This window comes from Pseudomonas sp. LAM2023, from assembly GCF_016620375.1.
In the GTDB taxonomy this organism is placed as follows: domain Bacteria; phylum Pseudomonadota; class Gammaproteobacteria; order Pseudomonadales; family Pseudomonadaceae; genus Aquipseudomonas; species Aquipseudomonas anuradhapurensis.
This window is the reverse complement of record NZ_JAENHV010000009.1, coordinates 419,844-435,644: the sequence shown is the minus strand read 5'-3', so window position 1 is coordinate 435,644 and position 15,801 is coordinate 419,844. Positions and strand designations below refer to the sequence as shown.

13 protein-coding genes are annotated in these 15,801 nt (G+C 65.0%); 10 read left to right on the top strand and 3 right to left on the bottom strand.

What is annotated here, in order from left to right; all coding sequences use genetic code 11:
- Window positions 1–86 precede the first annotated feature (86 nt).
- The 8 genes from benA (at window position 87) to JKP78_RS01975 (ending at window position 8,915) form a co-directional block, all read left to right on the top strand.
- The gene (gene benA, locus JKP78_RS02010) at window positions 87–1,445 is read left to right on the top strand and encodes a benzoate 1,2-dioxygenase large subunit (protein ID WP_186685992.1); all 1,359 of its coding nucleotides are present in this window, start codon (window positions 87–89) and stop codon (window positions 1,443–1,445) included.
- On the top strand, window positions 1,442–1,927 hold the full coding sequence (gene benB / locus JKP78_RS02005) for a benzoate 1,2-dioxygenase small subunit (protein WP_186685990.1): 486 nt from the start codon (window positions 1,442–1,444) through the stop codon (window positions 1,925–1,927). Before benA ends, benB begins: the two co-directional genes overlap by 4 nt.
- Before the next feature lie 72 nt (window positions 1,928–1,999).
- Window positions 2,000–3,010 carry a benzoate 1,2-dioxygenase electron transfer component BenC gene (benC, locus tag JKP78_RS02000; RefSeq protein ID WP_200625957.1) on the top strand — a complete coding sequence of 337 codons (1,011 nt, stop codon included), beginning with the start codon at window positions 2,000–2,002 and terminating at the stop codon, window positions 3,008–3,010.
- Window positions 3,011–3,158: 148 nt separating this feature from the next.
- The gene (locus JKP78_RS01995) at window positions 3,159–3,920 is read left to right on the top strand and encodes a 1,6-dihydroxycyclohexa-2,4-diene-1-carboxylate dehydrogenase (protein ID WP_186685986.1); all 762 of its coding nucleotides are present in this window, start codon (window positions 3,159–3,161) and stop codon (window positions 3,918–3,920) included.
- Window positions 3,921–3,976: 56 nt separating this feature from the next.
- Window positions 3,977–5,305 carry an MFS transporter gene (locus JKP78_RS01990; protein WP_186685984.1) on the top strand — a complete coding sequence of 443 codons (1,329 nt, stop codon included), beginning with the start codon at window positions 3,977–3,979 and terminating at the stop codon, window positions 5,303–5,305.
- A 30-nt stretch (window positions 5,306–5,335) separates the two neighbouring features.
- On the top strand, window positions 5,336–6,250 hold the full coding sequence (catA, locus tag JKP78_RS01985; RefSeq protein ID WP_200625956.1) for a catechol 1,2-dioxygenase: 915 nt from the start codon (window positions 5,336–5,338) through the stop codon (window positions 6,248–6,250).
- A 268-nt stretch (window positions 6,251–6,518) separates the two neighbouring features.
- A complete protein-coding gene (locus JKP78_RS01980) occupies window positions 6,519–7,769 on the top strand; it encodes an OprD family porin (protein ID WP_186685979.1) in 1,251 nt (416 codons plus the stop codon).
- A gap of 69 nt (window positions 7,770–7,838) precedes the next feature.
- Window positions 7,839–8,915: a metal-dependent hydrolase gene (locus JKP78_RS01975; protein ID WP_200625955.1), complete on the top strand. Its 1,077-nt coding sequence runs from the start codon at window positions 7,839–7,841 to the stop codon at window positions 8,913–8,915.
- A gap of 60 nt (window positions 8,916–8,975) precedes the next feature.
- Here the strand turns inward: JKP78_RS01975 and JKP78_RS01970 are convergent, their stop codons facing one another.
- The 3 genes from JKP78_RS01970 to JKP78_RS01960 form a co-directional block, all read right to left on the bottom strand.
- The gene (locus JKP78_RS01970; RefSeq protein ID WP_186685976.1) at window positions 8,976–9,986 is read right to left on the bottom strand and encodes an aldo/keto reductase; all 1,011 of its coding nucleotides are present in this window, start codon (window positions 9,984–9,986) and stop codon (window positions 8,976–8,978) included.
- A 72-nt stretch (window positions 9,987–10,058) separates the two neighbouring features.
- Window positions 10,059–11,579 carry an FAD-dependent oxidoreductase gene (locus JKP78_RS01965; RefSeq protein WP_200625954.1) on the bottom strand — a complete coding sequence of 507 codons (1,521 nt, stop codon included), beginning with the start codon at window positions 11,577–11,579 and terminating at the stop codon, window positions 10,059–10,061.
- 238 nt (window positions 11,580–11,817) lie between these two features.
- The gene (locus JKP78_RS01960; RefSeq protein ID WP_200625953.1) at window positions 11,818–13,146 is read right to left on the bottom strand and encodes an MFS transporter; all 1,329 of its coding nucleotides are present in this window, start codon (window positions 13,144–13,146) and stop codon (window positions 11,818–11,820) included.
- Between the two features lie 163 nt (window positions 13,147–13,309).
- Between JKP78_RS01960 and JKP78_RS01955 the strand changes: the two genes are divergently transcribed.
- Both JKP78_RS01955 and JKP78_RS01950 read left to right on the top strand, forming a co-directional pair.
- Window positions 13,310–14,407 carry a sugar diacid recognition domain-containing protein gene (locus tag JKP78_RS01955; RefSeq protein ID WP_170029946.1) on the top strand — a complete coding sequence of 366 codons (1,098 nt, stop codon included), beginning with the start codon at window positions 13,310–13,312 and terminating at the stop codon, window positions 14,405–14,407.
- Between the two features lie 242 nt (window positions 14,408–14,649).
- Window positions 14,650–15,789 (top strand): glycerate kinase, encoded by a 1,140-nt coding sequence (locus tag JKP78_RS01950; RefSeq protein ID WP_186685970.1) that lies wholly within the window; start codon window positions 14,650–14,652, stop codon window positions 15,787–15,789.
- Window positions 15,790–15,801: the final 12 nt, after the last annotated feature.

Genomic DNA, 15,801 nt, shown 5'->3' with positions numbered 1-15,801 from the left:
TAGCACTGCGCACAAAGCGGATATTGCCGCCGCCTACCAATCCCTAACCTGACCAGGTCCAAACAATAACAAGGGAGACCCTGGCCATGTCCCTGGGATTCGACTACCTCAATGCCTTGCTCGAGGACGACCGTGAAAAGGGCATCTACCGCTGCAAGCGCGAGATGTTCACCGACCCACGCCTGTTCGATCTGGAGATGAAACACATCTTCGAGGGCAACTGGATCTACCTGGCCCACGAAAGCCAGATCCCCGAGAACAACGACTTCCTCACCCTGACCATGGGGCGCCAGCCGATCTTCATCGCGCGCAACAAGGACGGTGAGCTGAATGCCTTCCTCAACGCCTGCAGCCACCGTGGCGCCATGCTCTGCCGGCACAAGCGCGGCAACCGCTCCAGCTACACCTGCCCATTCCACGGCTGGACGTTCAACAACAGCGGCAAGCTGCTGAAAGTGAAGGACCCAGGCAATGCCGGCTACCCCGCCAGCTTCAACTGCGATGGCTCCCACGACCTGACCAGGGTGGCGCGCTTCGAGTCGTACCGGGGCTTTCTGTTCGGCAGCCTGAAGGCCGACGTCAAACCGCTGGTCGAACACCTGGGCGAGTCGGCGAAAATCATCGACATGATCGTCGACCAGTCGCCACAAGGCCTGGAAGTGTTGCGTGGGGCCAGTTCGTATATCTACGAAGGCAACTGGAAGCTCACTGCCGAAAACGGCGCCGACGGTTACCACGTCAGTTCCGTGCACTGGAACTACGCCGCCACCCAGAACCAGCGCAAGCAGCGCGAGGCGGGCGAGGAGATCAAGACCATGAGCGCCGGGGCCTGGGCCAAGCAGGGCGGTGGTTTCTACTCCTTCGACCACGGCCACCTGCTGCTGTGGACCCGCTGGGCCAACCCGGAGGACCGCCCGGCCTACGAGCGCCGTGAACAGCTGGCGGCCGATTTCGGCCAAGCGCGTGCCGACTGGATGATCGAGAACTCGCGCAACCTGTGCCTGTACCCGAATGTGTACCTGATGGACCAGTTCAGCTCGCAGATCCGCATCGCCCGGCCGATTTCGGTGAACAAGACCGAAATCACCATCTATTGCATCGCGCCCAAAGGCGAGAGCGCCGATGCCCGCGCCAAGCGCATTCGCCAGTACGAAGATTTCTTCAACGTCAGCGGCATGGCCACCCCGGACGACCTCGAAGAGTTCCGCTCGTGCCAGACCGGCTACGGCGGCGGTATTGGCTGGAACGACATGTCCCGCGGGGCTGCGCACTGGGTGCAAGGCGCCGACGAGGCGGCCAGGGAGATTGCGCTGAAGCCGCTGTTGTCTGGCGTGCGCACCGAGGACGAAGGCTTGTTCGTGCTGCAACACAAATACTGGCAGGACACCATGATCCAGGCCCTGAAGGACGAACAGCAACTGATTCCCGTGGAGGCCGTGCAATGAGCCTGTATGACACCGTGCGCGACTTCCTCTACCGCGAGGTGCGCTACCTGGACGACGCCCAATGGGACCAGTGGCTGGAACTGTATGCCAGCGATGCCACTTTCTGGATGCCGAGCTGGGACGATGACGACACCCTGACCGAGGACCCGCAAAGCGAAATCTCGTTGATCTGGTATGGCAACCGCGGAGGCCTGGAAGACCGCGTGTTCCGGATCAAGACCGAGCGTTCCAGCGCGACCGTGCCCGACACCCGCACCTCGCACAACATCAGCAACATCGAGATCGTCGGGCAGGCTGACGGGCTGTGCCAGGTGCGCTTCAACTGGCACACCCTGAGCTTCCGCTACAAGACCACCGACAGCTACTTCGGCAGCAGTTTCTACACCCTCGACCTGCGCGGCGAGCAGCCGCTGATCAAGGCCAAGAAGGTGGTGCTGAAGAACGACTACGTGCGCCAGGTCATCGACATCTACCACATCTGAACCAGGGTTTTGCGAGTGCTGCCCGGTGCTTCCTGCGATGCGCCGTGGCCCGGCTCGCCCGCGAGGTGCAACATGAGCTACCAGATCGCACTGAATTTCGAAGACGGGGTAACCCGCTTCATCGAAGCCACTGGCCATGAAACCGTGGCCGATGCTGCCTACCGCCAGGGCATCAACATTCCGCTGGACTGCCGCGACGGCGCCTGCGGGACCTGCAAGTGCAAGGCCGAGTCCGGCCGTTACGAGCTGGGTGACAACTTCATCGAGGATGCCCTGAGCGAAGACGAAGTCGCCGAAGGCTACGTGCTGACCTGCCAGATGCGCGCGACAAGTGACTGCGTGATCCGCATTCCGGCCTCGTCACAGCTGTGCAAGACCGAGCAGGCCTGTTTCGAGGCCGCGATCAGCGCTGTGCGCCAGCTGTCGGCCAGTACCATCGCCCTGTCGCTCAGGGGTGAGGCCCTCAGCCGCCTGGCGTTCCTGCCCGGGCAATACGTCAACCTCAAGGTACCGGGCAGCGAGCAGAGCCGCGCCTATTCGTTCAGCTCGCTGCAGAAGGACGGCGAAGTCAGCTTCCTGATCCGTAACGTGCCGGGCGGGCTGATGAGCAGTTTCCTGACCAACCTGGCCAAGGCCGGCGACAGCATGACCCTGGCCGGGCCGCTGGGCAGCTTCTACCTGCGGCCAATCCAGCGCCCGCTGCTGTTGCTGGCTGGTGGTACCGGCCTGGCACCGTTCACGGCAATGCTGGAGAAGATCGCCGAGCAGGGCAGCGAGCACCCGTTGCACCTGGTCTACGGGGTGACCAACGACTTCGACCTGGTCGAGCTCGACCGCCTGCAGGCCTTGGCGGCGCGCATCCCCAACTTCACCTTCAGCGCCTGCGTAGCCAACCCCGACAGCCAATACCCGCGCAAGGGTTACGTGACCCAGCACATCGAGCCGCGCCACCTCAACGATGGCGATGTCGACCTGTACCTGTGCGGCCCGCCGCCGATGGTCGAGGCGGTGAGCCAGTACGTGCGTGAGCAGGGCATCACCCCGGCGAACTTCTACTACGAGAAATTCGCGGCAGCGGCCTGACCGCTTCTTTCATCGCAAGCAATACGCCAACCCTGTGGGAGCGGGCGTGCCCGCGAAGAGGCCAGCGAGTTCACCGACGTTGTCTGGCCGGATGCGTTCGCGGGCATGCCCGCTCCCACAGGTGCTATGGCGAACCGGAGAGATGGATATGAACAACAGATTCCAAGGCAAGGTCGCCCTGGTCACCGGCGCCGCCCAGGGCATCGGCCGTGGCGTGTGCTGGCGGCTCAAGGCCGAAGGCGCGCAAGTGGTCGCGGTAGACCGCTCCGAACTGGTCCACGAACTGGCCGGCGAGGGCATGCTCACCCTCACTGCCGACCTCGAACAGCATGCCGACTGCGCGCGGGTCATGGCCAGCGCGGTAGCCACCTTCGGCCGCCTCGACATCCTGGTCAACAACGTCGGCGGCACCATCTGGGCCAAACCGTTCGAGCATTACCAGGTGGAGCAGATCGAAGCCGAAGTGCGCCGCTCGCTGTTCCCCACCCTGTGGTGCTGCCACGCCGCCTTGCCTTACATGCTCGAACGCGGCAGCGGCGCCATCGTCAATGTCTCGTCCATCGCCACCCGCGGCATCAACCGCGTGCCTTACGGGGCGGCCAAGGGCGGCGTCAACGCGCTCACGGCCTGCCTGGCGTTCGAAACGGCCGGCCGCGGCATCCGGGTCAACGCCACTGCCCCCGGTGGCACTGAAGCGCCACCCCGGCGGGTGCCGCGCAACAGCGCCGAACAGACCGAACAGGAACAGCGCTGGTACCAGCAGATCGTCGACCAGACCCTCGACAGCAGCCTGATGCACCGCTACGGCAGCATCGACGAGCAGGTGGGCGCCATTCTGTTCCTCGCTTCCGACGAGGCCTCGTACATCACCGGCGTGACCTTGCCGGTTGGGGGTGGCGACCTCGGCTGAGCAGTGCCCAAGGCAAAAAGCTTTCTTTCACAACAAAAACAAGAGTGATAGCTGCCATGCGAAACCTGGACATACACCCGATCATCGACAATGCGCGTTTTACCCGTTTCCACTGGATGGTCATGGCCTGGTGTGGCCTGCTGCTGATCTTCGACGGATATGACCTGTTCATCTACGGCGTGGTACTACCGGAGATCATGAAGGCGTGGGGCCTGACCCCTTTGCAGGCGGGCGCACTGGGCAGCTACGCGCTGTTCGGCATGATGTTCGGCGCCCTGGCCTTCGGCAGCCTGGCGGACCGCATCGGGCGCAAGAAGGGGATTGCCATCTGTTTTGCCCTGTTCTCCGGGGCGACCATCCTCAATGGCTTCGCCAGCAGCCCCAGCGAGTTCGGCATCTACCGCTTCATTGCCGGCCTGGGTTGCGGCGGGCTGATGCCCAACGCCGTGGCGCTGATGAACGAATACGCACCCAAGCGCCTGCGCAGCACACTGGTGGCGATCATGTTCAGTGGCTATTCGCTGGGCGGCATGCTCTCGGCCGGCGTCGGTATCTTCATGCTGCCGCGTTTCGGCTGGGAATCGATGTTCTTTGCCGCTGCCGTGCCACTGCTGCTGTTGCCGGTGATTCTCCATTACCTGCCCGAATCGATCGGCTTCCTGGTGCGCCGCGGCCGTAGCGAAGAAGCGCGCAAGCTGCTCAAGCGCCTGGATCCGGATTGTGATGTGCAGGCTGATGACCTGTTGCAGGCGGCCGACCGCAAGGGCAACGGCGCGTCTGTGCTGGAGCTGTTCCGCAACGGCCTGGCGATCCGCACCCTGGCGCTGTGGCTGGCGTTCTTCTGCTGCCTGCTGATGGTCTACGCGCTCAGTTCCTGGTTGCCGAAGCTGATGGCCAGTGCCGGCTACAGCCTGGGCTCGAGCCTGTCGTTCCTGCTGGCACTGAACTTCGGCGGCATGGCCGGGGCGATTCTCGGTGGTTGGCTGGGCGATCGCTACAACCTGGTCAAGGTCAAGGTGGCGTTCTTCCTGGCGGCTGCGTTGTCGATCAGCCTGCTGGGCGTCAACAGCCCGATGCCGGTGCTGTACCTGCTGATCTTCATCGCCGGCGCCAGCACCATCGGCACGCAGATCCTGCTGTATGCCGGTGCCGCGCAGATGTACGGGCTGTCGGTGCGTTCCACCGGGCTGGGCTGGGCCTCGGGCATCGGCCGCAACGGCGCCATCGTCGGCCCGCTGCTGGGCGGTGCACTGATGGGCATCAACCTGCCCCTGCAACTCAATTTCATCGCTTTCGCCATCCCGGGTGCGATCGCCGCACTGGCCATGGCCGTGCACCTGGCCAGCGGCCGGCGACATGCCCAGGCCGTGGCGGCGCAGGCTTGACCCGAACAGAACAAGACGAGGTAAACCATCATGACCGTGAAAATTTCCCACACTGCCGAGGTACAGCAGTTCTTCGAAGAGGCCGCTGGCCTGGGCAATGATGCTGGCAGCCCGCGCCTGAAGCGTATTGTGCAGCGCGTACTGCAAGACACCGCGCGGCTGATCGAAGACCTGGAGATCAGCGAGGACGAGTTCTGGCACGCCGTCGACTACCTCAACCGCCTGGGCGGGCGCGGCGAGGCCGGGCTGCTGGTGGCCGGCCTGGGCATCGAGCACTTCCTCGACCTGCTGCAGGATGCCAAGGACCAGCAGGCCGGCCTTGTCGGCGGCACTCCACGCACCATCGAAGGCCCGCTGTATGTCGCCGGCGCGCCGATCGCCGAAGGTGAAGTGCGCATGGACGATGGCAGCGAGGAGGGCGTGGCCACGGTGCTGTTCCTGGAAGGCCAGGTGCTCGACCCGCAGGGCCGACCGCTGCCAGGCGCCACGGTTGACCTTTGGCATGCCAATACTCGCGGCACCTATTCGTTCTTCGACCAGAGCCAGTCCGAGTACAACCTGCGCCGGCGCATCGTTACCGACGCCGAAGGGCGCTACCGGGCGCGCTCCATCGTGCCATCGGGCTACGGTTGCGACCCGCAGGGGCCGACCCAGGAATGCCTGGACCTGCTGGGCCGCCATGGCCAGCGCCCGGCACATGTGCACTTCTTCATTTCGGCGCCGGGGCACCGGCACCTGACCACGCAGATCAACCTGGCCGGCGATCAATACCTGTGGGACGACTTTGCCTATGCCACGCGGGCCGGGCTGGTGGGGGAGGTGGTGTTCGTCGAAGGGCCGGCCGGGCGGCATGGCGAATTGAAGTTCGACTTCCAGTTGCAGCAGGCCCAGGGCGGTGCAGACGAGCAGCGCAGTGCGCGGCCGCGGGCTTTGCAGCAGGCCTGATCGACCGAGTCGGTATTTCCGCGGGCATGCTCGCTCCATAGGTCCCGCACCGGCCTCGAACCTGCAGGGTCCGGTGGGAGCGGGCGAGCCCGCGAAGCTGCCAGTACAAGACAAGGCCCGGCCACCAAGGCTGGCTGCCTTGCGAGACGCTTCATCAAAGCCCTGATCAAGGACAGCTCGCTGTGCGCCAGGGGCGCCTGCTGCATCCCCATGAACCGCCGTGTTTCCAACGCTTTATCCATAAAAACAAGATCAAGAGAGCTTCGGAATGAACCACACCCCTTGCGTCGCCCTAGGCCTGACGTTGCTCAGCCAACCCTTGCTGGCCGCTGAAGGCGGTTTCTTCGAGGATGCGAAGGCCAGCCTGAGTGCTCGAAACTACTACTTCAGCCGCGACTTCTCGGACATTGTCGGGGCCAACCGGCAATCCAAGGCCGAAGAGTGGGCGCAAGGTTTCATCCTCGACTTCAAGTCGGGATACACGCCCGGCACCGTCGGCTTTGGTGTGGATGCCTTGGGCCTGCTGGGCATCAAGCTCGACAGCAGCCCCGAGCGCACCAACACCGGCCTGTTGCCGGTGCATGGCGACGGCCGGGCCGCCGACGAGTACAGCCGCCTGGCGCCGACCTTCAAGGCTCGCGTGTCGAAAACCGAACTGCGCGTCGGCGAACTGCAACCGAACCTGCCCGTGCTGACCTTCAGTGACATCCGCCTGCTTCCCCCAACCTACCAGGGCGCCAGCCTGAGCTCGGCGGATATCGACGGGCTGACCCTGCAGGCCGGGCACCTGAACAGCACCCACCTGCGCAACGAAGGCGGGGACGGCAAGATGAACGCCATGCTCGGCCATGTGCCGATGCGCCAGGCTGCCAGTGATGCCTTCAACTACCTGGGCGGGGATTATACGTTCAATGCCAACCAGAGCAGTGTCAGCCTCTGGTACGGGCAGCTGGAGGACATCTACGCCCAGGGCTTTGTCGGCTTCAAGCACAGCAAACCTCTGGGCGACTGGGTGCTCGCGGCCAACCTGGGGTACTTCACGGCCCGCGAGGAGGGCGATGCGTTGTTGGGCAATATCGACAACCAGGCGTTCTTTTCGCTGTTCACGGCCCGCCATGGCGGGCACAGTTTTCATGCTGGCTACCAGGGTATCTATGGTGACAGCCCGTTCCCACGGGTATTCGCCAACATCTCGCCGCTGGGTAACGAGGTGCCGACCTACGAGTTCGCCTACACCGACGAACGCTCTTACCAGGTGCGCTATGACTACAACTTTGCGGCCATGGGTGTGCCGGGGCTGACTGCGACCGTGCGCTATATCAGCGGTAACAACGTCGACACCGGGCACGGATATGAAGGACGTGATCGTGAGCGAGACCTGGACATCGGCTATGCGGTACAGAGTGGGGTGCTGAAGGGGCTGGGCATCCGGGTGCGCAATGCCATGGCACGGTCGAACTACCGCAGCGATATCGACGAGAATCGCCTGACGCTGGTTTACACCTGGCAATTGTTCTAGATCCGGGAATTGCGTCTCGCAGCTGGATGAGGGTAGGTTTTGCAAACCTACCTTTCAGGAATGCCATCCGTGGACTCCATTACCCAAGCCGTACTCGGCGCCGCCTTGCAAGGTACCGTGCTCGGCCGCCTCCAGGGGCGGCGTTCGCTGCTGTATGGTGCGGCGCTGGCCACGCTCCCCGACCTGGACGTGATCATCCGCTACGCCGATCCGGTGTCGCAGATGACCTATCACCGCGGCTTCTCCCACTCGCTGTTCGTGCTGACTGGGCTGGCCTGGCTGCTGGCCTGGCTGGTCAACACCTGCTGGCCAGGCAAGGGCTACACCTTGCCCAGGCTGTTCCTGGCGTTCTGGCTGGTACTGGTCACCCACCCATTGCTCGATGCCTTCACGGTGTATGGCACGCAGTTGTTCTGGCCTTTGCAGACTACCCCGCAGAGCTGGGCTGCGGTCTTCATCATCGACCCGGTCTACACCCTGCCGCTGCTGGCGGCGGTGATCTACGCCAGCTGCCAAGGGCTGACTCGCAAGGCCACGCGGCTGCTGACCCTGGCCCTGCTATTCGGCGCGGCCTACCTGGGTTTCGGCCTGGCCGGGCGCATGGCGGCCGAGCAGCGCTTCCAGGCGGCGCTCGACCAGCAAGGCCTTGTCGCCAGCGAAGTACGCGCCGTGCCGATCGCCTTCAACAGCCTGGTCTGGCGGGTGCTGGCCAAGACTCCGGATGGCGATTACTACGAAGGCATCAGCAGCGGGTTTGACCGGCAAGCGCCAGAAATGCAGCGCTTGCCACGTAACCTTGAACTGGCCAAGGTGCTTGCCGACCAGCCACTGCACGCGCGCTTGCGCTGGTTTACCGATGACTGGCTGCGCTATGACCAGATCGACGATGCGCTGGTGGTCACCGACCTGCGCATGGGTATTCCGGGAAACTACACGTTCCGTTTCACCATGGCCCATCGCGACGGCCAGGGGCGCTGGAGGGCCGACGTCCCCTCGATGTGGCAGGGCGCCGGGCCTGGGTCGATGTTCAATGGCGGTGACCTGGTGCTGATCTGGCGACGTATCGTCGACCAGCAGCCGCCGTTACCGCTGGCTGCGTGGACCGACCGTTACCTAGGCGTCAGCACCGCTGAGCGTGGACGCTGAGCTGCCAATGGCTGATGCCTGAGCGGGCTCACTTGCGAAGGGGGCAGAACAGTACGGCAGTCAGCTGCGCGCGAGCCGCCCGCTCACATAATGCGCCACATCATTGAAGCCTGGCGTCGACGCATGCCCCGGCGTCACCAGCGAATCGATGAATGCCTCGTCCTCGGCGGTGATCTCCACTGCCAGTGCGCCACCATAGGTGGCCCACTGCTCCTCGGTGCGCGGGCCGACAATCGCCGAGCTGACCAGCTGGTTGTTCAGCACCCAGGCGATCGCGAACTCGACCATGCCGACGCCCTTGGCCTGCACGTAGGCCTGGATCTGTCGGGCAATGGCCAGCGACTCCTGGCGCCACTCCACCTCCATGATGCGTTTGTCCTGGCGCCCGGCCCGGCTACCTGAGTCCGGCGTGGCACCCGGTGCATACTTGCCGCTGAGCACGCCGCGCGCCAGCGGGCTGTAGGGCACCACACCCAGGCCGTGGGCACCGGCAGCCGTCAGTTGCTCGGCTTCTGCCTGGCGGTTGACGATGTTGTACAGCGGTTGGCTGATCACCGGCCTGGGAATGCCCAGGCGTTCAGCAATGTGGCATACCTCGGCGATCCGCCAACCGCGGAAGTTGGATACGCCCCAGTAGCGAATCTTGCCCTGGCGCAGCAGGTCGCCGATCGCCTGCACGCTTTCTTCCAGTGGCACCTTGTGGTCTTCGCGGTGCAGGTAGTAGATGTCCAGGTAGTCCATGTCCATGCGCGTCAAGGTGGCATGCAGGGCATTGAAGATATGCTTGCGCGACAGCCCGCTGCGGTTGGGCAAGCCGTCTGCCGGGCCGAAGCCGACCTTGCTGGCGACGATCCAGTCATGACGATGGCGGGCCACCGCCTCGCCGACGATTTCTTCCGAGCGCCCGGCATTGTAGACATCGGCGGTGTCGATGAAGTTGATACCTTGGTCCCAGGCCTTGTCGATGATGCGCAGGGCGTCTTCGGTGCTGGTCTGTTCGCCGAACATCATGCTGCCAAGGGTCAGAGCGGAAACCTGCAGGCCACTGTGGCCGAGGGGGCGATAAATCATGCGCGTGGTTCCTTTTGCAGTCGGCTGAGCTGCCTGTTTTACACACAACCGGTGCGCATTGAAAGGCGCACCTCAGCCGATCAGCAGCCGTGCCTCCTGCAGGCTCAACGGGCGCATCATGCGTTGCGACAGTGTCGCCATGGCATCCGAGTAGCCCTTGGCGATTACCGCCTCGACCCGCTCGTCCAGGCATTGCAAGGCGATGAAGTCACCTTGCTCCGGGGCGCCGACGAACTCGATATGGTTCCATTCCTGCGCATGGCCCAGTACCTCGTAGGTGCGGCCGTGCTGGTAGGTCCAGAAGAACGGCACGTCGGCGTAGCGGCGCTGTTCGCCGAGCATGTTCGCGGCGGCGATCACCCCGTGTTGCTGGGCCAGGCGCCAATGCTCGATGCGCACCGGGCGCCCGGTGAGCGGGAAGGTGGCGATATCGCCCGCGGCCCACAGGCCATCTGCAGCACGCATTTCGGCATCGACCTGCACCGATTTGTCTTCCCTCAGCTGCACGCCCTGAATGAACCCGGTGGCTGGCTTGACCCCGGTGCCGAGCAAGACCAGGGGCGTGTGCAGCCGTACACCGTTCGCCAGCAGCACGGCTTCGACCTTGCCATTGCCGTCGATGCGCTCGACCTCGGTGGGGCCATGGAAGACCACCCCTTTGCGTTCATGCAGGGCACGGATAGTGCGGCCGATGCGCTCACCCAACTGGCGGGCCAAGGGCACTTCATGGCGGCTGACCAGGTGCACCTGCACGCCGTATTTGCGCAAGGCCGAGGCGGCTTCCAGGCCGATAAAGCCATCGCCGACGATTACCACCGGCTGCCCGGGTTCGGCAGCATCGAGCAACTGCGCGGCATCCTCCCGTGAACGCAGGGTGAACACCCCAGGCAGCTCGACCCCCGGAATTTCGGGGCGCAGCGCCTTGCCACCAGTGGCCAGCAGGCAGGCGTCGTAGTCGATCTGCTGGCCGTCGGCCAGGGTCAGCTGGCGCTTCTGGCTGTTCAATGTGCGGACCTTGCCATGCCTGCGCTGCAACTGGCCCTTGCGCAGGGCGTTGGGGTCGAGCAGGGCAGGTACTTCGTCGGGTGACATCTGTCCGGCGATGACGAATTTGCTGAGCGCCGTGCGGTCATAGCCTGGCTGGCGTTCCTGGTCGACCCAGATCAGGCGCCCGGCGAAACCATGGGCCAGCAGCGTGGCGACTGCGGCACTGCCGGCTGCACCGGCGCCGACCACCACGAAGCATCGGGCATCGCTGTGCCTGGGTGGATCGATGGCCGGCAGCGGTTGATCATCGACCCAGACCTCGTCGCCTTTGACCCAGGCCTTGTAGCGGCGCAGGTCGGCCAGGGCCGGCGGCTCGCACACCGCGCCTTCGTCGACGGCGAACGCGGCCTTGTGCCATGGGCAGACCAGCAGGCCGCCGCAGACTACGCCTTGGTCGAGCGGAGCACCTTCGTGGGGACAGTTGCCCTGGTAGGCATGCACCTGGTCGCCTTGACGGATCAGGATGAGTTCCTCGCTGCCGGCCTGGACGCGCAGGGGGCGATGTTGGTCAAGCTCGGCCAGGCGGGCCACGGCGTGCTCGGTCATGGAATTCTCCAAAGGGGCCTTTGGAATCATTTGACGCCTGGACGGTGGTGGCGATGCGTCGAGCCGACGATCGGAGGGGCAAGCCACTGTGAGCGTCGGCTCGAATGTCGGAGCGGATTTATCCGCGAAGCAGGCGACGCGGTGGCTGGCACCGGCTCTGCCGGTGTCCGCGGCTGAAGCCGCGGCAATTCGAAGCCAGCGCAGTACCCCGCGGAAGCGGGTTTACCCAGGAAAGGGTTCAACTCGCCCGTGCGGTATCCAGTGCAGCCGCACGCGTCACTCGCAAGGCCACCAGGCTACCGAGCACGATCAGCGCTGCCAGCGAATACAGCGCAGCATCGGTGGAGCCGGTCTGGTCCTTGATGAAGCCGACCAGGTACGGGCTGAGGAAACCGGCCATCTGGCCCACCGAGTTGATGATCGCCAGCCCGGCCACTGCCGCGCTGGCGCTGAGCAGCGCGGTCGGCATCGGCCAGAACATCGGCAGGCCGGTAAGTGCGCCCATGGTGGCGATCGACAGACCGAGGATGGCGACGGTCGGGTTGCCGGCGAAATTCACCGCGATCAGCAGGCCGATGGCGCCCATCAGCATCGGTACCACCAGGTGCCAGCGGCGTTCGTTGCGCAGGTCGGCCGAGCGCCCGCAGAGGATCATGAACACACCGGCCAGCAAATACGGGATGGCGCTGAGCCAGCCAATCAGCAATGGGTTGTCGAAGCCCATGTTCTTGATGATCGACGGCAGCCAGAAGTTGATTGCGTACACGCCGCTCTGGATGCAGAAGTAGACGAAACCGAACGTCCAGACCAGCGGGTTGCCGAGCACGGCGAGCACGCCGTCGCCGCGGGTACTCGGCTTGCTGGCGGCCTCGGCCTGCAGGTCGGCGGCAATCAGTTGGCGCTGTGCGGGGCTCAGCCAGTTGGCTTTCTGGTAGCCATCACTGAGCAGGAACACCGCCAATACCCCCAGGGCGACGGTTGGCAGGCCCTGGATCAGGAACATCCACTGCCAGCCGGCCAGGCCGTGCTGACCGGCCGCGAAGTGCTCCAGGATCCAGCCGGAGAACGGCCCGCCGAGCAGGCCCGATACCGGGATCGCCGACATGAACAGGGCCATGATGCGGCCTCGCCGGGCGGCCGGGAACCAGCGCGAGAGGTACAGCACCACGCCGGGGAAAAAGCCGGCTTCGGCGGCGCCGGTCAGCAGGCGCAACGTGTAGAACTCGGTAGGCGTGGTAACGAACAGCAGGCAGGTGGAGAGGCTACCCCAGGCGATCATCATCAGCGCGATCCAGCGCCGTGGGCCGAAGCGGTTGAGCGCCAGGTTGCTCGGCAGGCCGCAGAGCACGTAGCCGATGAAGAAGATGCCGGCGCCAAGGCCGTACACCGTTTCGCTGAATTGCAGCGCGTCGAGCATCTGCAGCTTGGCAAAGCCGACGTTGACGCGGTCCAGGTAGTTGAACAGGTAGCAGATGAAAATGAACGGAATCAGCCGCAGGGTGATGCGCCGGTACAGCGCGTCGCGGTTGGTGTCCGTGCCTTGGTCAGGGGCGGGGCTGTATGCCATGATCGGGTTCTCTGTTGTTATGGTTGTCGCCGCGTCGCCTGTTCCGGCGCTCGCCCTGACGAGTCTCGGGGACGGCGGCGAGCCTGTCTTTGTGCTTTTGCACAGCGCTGGCGCTGCGCGGCTGTGCCCGAGCCCAAAAGCCTACCACCCCAAGGACCGTTGAATGTTCGAACTCGACCATGACCTGGCACAGGATATCGTTGACCGGGCGATGGCCATCTTGCCGTGCAACGTCAATGTGATGGACAGCCAGGGGTTGATCCTGGGCAGTGGCGAACCGGAGCGTATCAACACCCGCCACGAGGGGGCGCAACTGGTGCTGGCCAACGGCCGCATCGTCGAACTGGACAGCGACGCGGCCAAGTGCCTGAAGGGCGTGCAACCGGGGGTGAACCTGCCGCTGATGTTCGATGGCAGGTTGATGGGCGTGCTTGGCCTGACCGGCGACCCACAGCAGCTGCGTACCTATGGTGAGCTGGTACGCATGACCGCCGAAATGCTCCTGGCCCAGCGCCATCTGCAGGCCGACCAGCAATGGCGGCGGCAGCGCTGTGATGACCTGCTGGCGTTGCTGCTGGGCGGCAGCGGTGATTCGCCCCGGCTGCTCGACGAAGCCCGGCAACTGGGGCTCAAGCCGCAGTTGCCGCGGGTACCCTGCCTGTTCGAACTGGCCTCGGGGGCAACTGCCGAAGCGTTGGCCGGGTGGTTGACGAGCCGTTATCCGGACAGCTGGTGCGTAAGCCCCGCGCGCGAGTCCTTGTTGTGGTGCCGCCCCGCGGCACTGGCACTCGATGCGCCGCGCCTGCTGGAACGTCTGGAACGCCATGGCTGGCTGGTCGCGCGCCTGGCCCTGGGCAGTGCGGCGCAAAGCCTGGAACAACTGCGCCGGGGCTACCGCCGGGTACGTGACTTGCTGGCCTATGGCCGCGAGGTGGTGCCTGACGAGCGCCTGCTCAGCCTGCAGCGCTACCGGCTGCCAGCCCTGCTATGGCGGCACCGCAACGATGATGCGCTGGATGAATTGCTGGAACCGTTGCAGCGTATTCGCGCCAAGGACAGCAACGGCCAGCTGCTCGCCACCCTGCGTGCCTGGTGTGCCCATGATGGCCAGAGCCAGGCCTGTGCCGATGCACTGGGTATCCACCGCAACAGCTTGCGCTACCGCCTGGAGCGCATCGCCGAGCTGGGCGAAGTGGACCCGCTGCGCATGGAGGGTATGCTCAGCTTGTACCTGGCGCTGCAGTTACTGCCCGCCGACTGACGGTGATGCGATCGTTGTAGGCGCGGCCTGGCGTCGCGATCGGGCCGCAGAGCGGAACCCCGGCCTTGTCACTGCCGCCAATCGAGCCGGGGCCGTGCGGCCCGATCGCGCCGCCAGAAAAGGCCTGCGCCGGCGCACGAAGGCATTTGCCCAAACAACCCGCAGAGCATTTTGTGCAAGCGACCGAGGCCAGCGTGGCAGCCACCTGTCAGCATGCCGCTGATCAGGACAGGAGAAGCCCCATGAAGATCGTCATCGCCCCCGACTCGTTCAAGGACAGCCTCGACGCTGCCGCTGTCGCCCGTGCCATCGCCGCGGGCCTGGGCGAGGCCTGGCCGGACGCCGAACTGCGTGAATGCCCGATGGCTGACGGCGGCGAGGGCACCATGCAGGCGATTCTTGCCGCCAGCCACGGCGAACTGCGCCGGCAGACCGTGCGTGGTCCCCTGGGGCAAAGCGTCGAAGCCGGTTGGGGCTGGTTGCCACAGAGCCGCACAGCAATCATCGAAATGGCCCAGGCCAGTGGCCTGCAACTGGTGCCCAGCGGCCAGCGCGATGCCTGTCGCAGCAGCAGCTGGGGGACCGGTGAGCTGATCGCTGCCGCCTTGGCCGCCGGCGCGCAGCGGGTGGTGTTGGCAATCGGTGGTAGCGCCACCAACGATGCCGGCAGCGGCATGCTGCGGGCACTCGGCCTGCGCCTGCTGGACGCTGACGGGCAAGCGCTGGAGGAGGGCGGCCTGGCCCTGGCCAGGCTGGCCCGCATCGACGCCAGCGACCTCGACCCGCGCCTGGCCGAAGTAGCGTTCGAGGTCGCCGCGGATGTCGACAACCCGCTGTGTGGTAGCAATGGTGCGTCGGTGATCTTTGGTCCGCAGAAGGGTGCCAATGCGCAGCAGGTACAGGCGCTGGACCAGGCCCTGGGGCATTTTGCCAACCATTGCGCGCAGCTGCTGGGCAAGGATGTGCGCGACTACCCTGGTTGTGGCGCTGCCGGCGGCATGGGATTCGCGGCCCGGGCCTTCATGGCCGCGCAGTTCCGCCCCGGGGTGGAAGTGGTGGCCGAACTGGCCGGCCTGGAGGCCTTGGTGCAGGGCGCCGACCTGGTGATAACCGGCGAAGGGCGTTTCGATGCGCAGACCTTGCGCGGCAAGACCCCCATGGGCGTGGCGCGCCTGGCCAAGCGCCATGGCGTGCCGGTGGTGGTGCTGGCCGGGACCCTGGGTGAAGGCTACCAGCAGCTGTATGCCCATGGGGTCGATGCGGCCTTTGCCTTGGCCAGCGGGCCGATGAGCCTGGAACAGGCCTGTGCCGATGCTGCCAGCCTGCTGCGCGCGCGGGCCTGTGACATTGGCCGTTTGTGGCACAGCGCAAGGCGAAGCTGATCGCTGCTGCGG

Coding starts and splice junctions, on each gene's coding strand:
- benA (WP_186685992.1), top strand. CDS start 87: ATGTCCCTGGGATTCGACTACCTCAATGCCTTGCTCGAGGACGACCGT.
- JKP78_RS01995 (WP_186685986.1), top strand. CDS start 3,159: ATGAACAACAGATTCCAAGGCAAGGTCGCCCTGGTCACCGGCGCCGCC.
- benB (WP_186685990.1), top strand. CDS start 1,442: ATGAGCCTGTATGACACCGTGCGCGACTTCCTCTACCGCGAGGTGCGC.
- JKP78_RS01950 (WP_186685970.1), top strand. CDS start 14,650: ATGAAGATCGTCATCGCCCCCGACTCGTTCAAGGACAGCCTCGACGCT.
- catA (WP_200625956.1), top strand. CDS start 5,336: ATGACCGTGAAAATTTCCCACACTGCCGAGGTACAGCAGTTCTTCGAA.
- JKP78_RS01970 (WP_186685976.1), bottom strand. CDS start 9,986: ATGATTTATCGCCCCCTCGGCCACAGTGGCCTGCAGGTTTCCGCTCTG.
- JKP78_RS01980 (WP_186685979.1), top strand. CDS start 6,519: ATGAACCACACCCCTTGCGTCGCCCTAGGCCTGACGTTGCTCAGCCAA.
- JKP78_RS01965 (WP_200625954.1), bottom strand. CDS start 11,579: ATGACCGAGCACGCCGTGGCCCGCCTGGCCGAGCTTGACCAACATCGC.
- JKP78_RS01960 (WP_200625953.1), bottom strand. CDS start 13,146: ATGGCATACAGCCCCGCCCCTGACCAAGGCACGGACACCAACCGCGAC.
- JKP78_RS01955 (WP_170029946.1), top strand. CDS start 13,310: ATGTTCGAACTCGACCATGACCTGGCACAGGATATCGTTGACCGGGCG.
- benC (WP_200625957.1), top strand. CDS start 2,000: ATGAGCTACCAGATCGCACTGAATTTCGAAGACGGGGTAACCCGCTTC.
- JKP78_RS01990 (WP_186685984.1), top strand. CDS start 3,977: ATGCGAAACCTGGACATACACCCGATCATCGACAATGCGCGTTTTACC.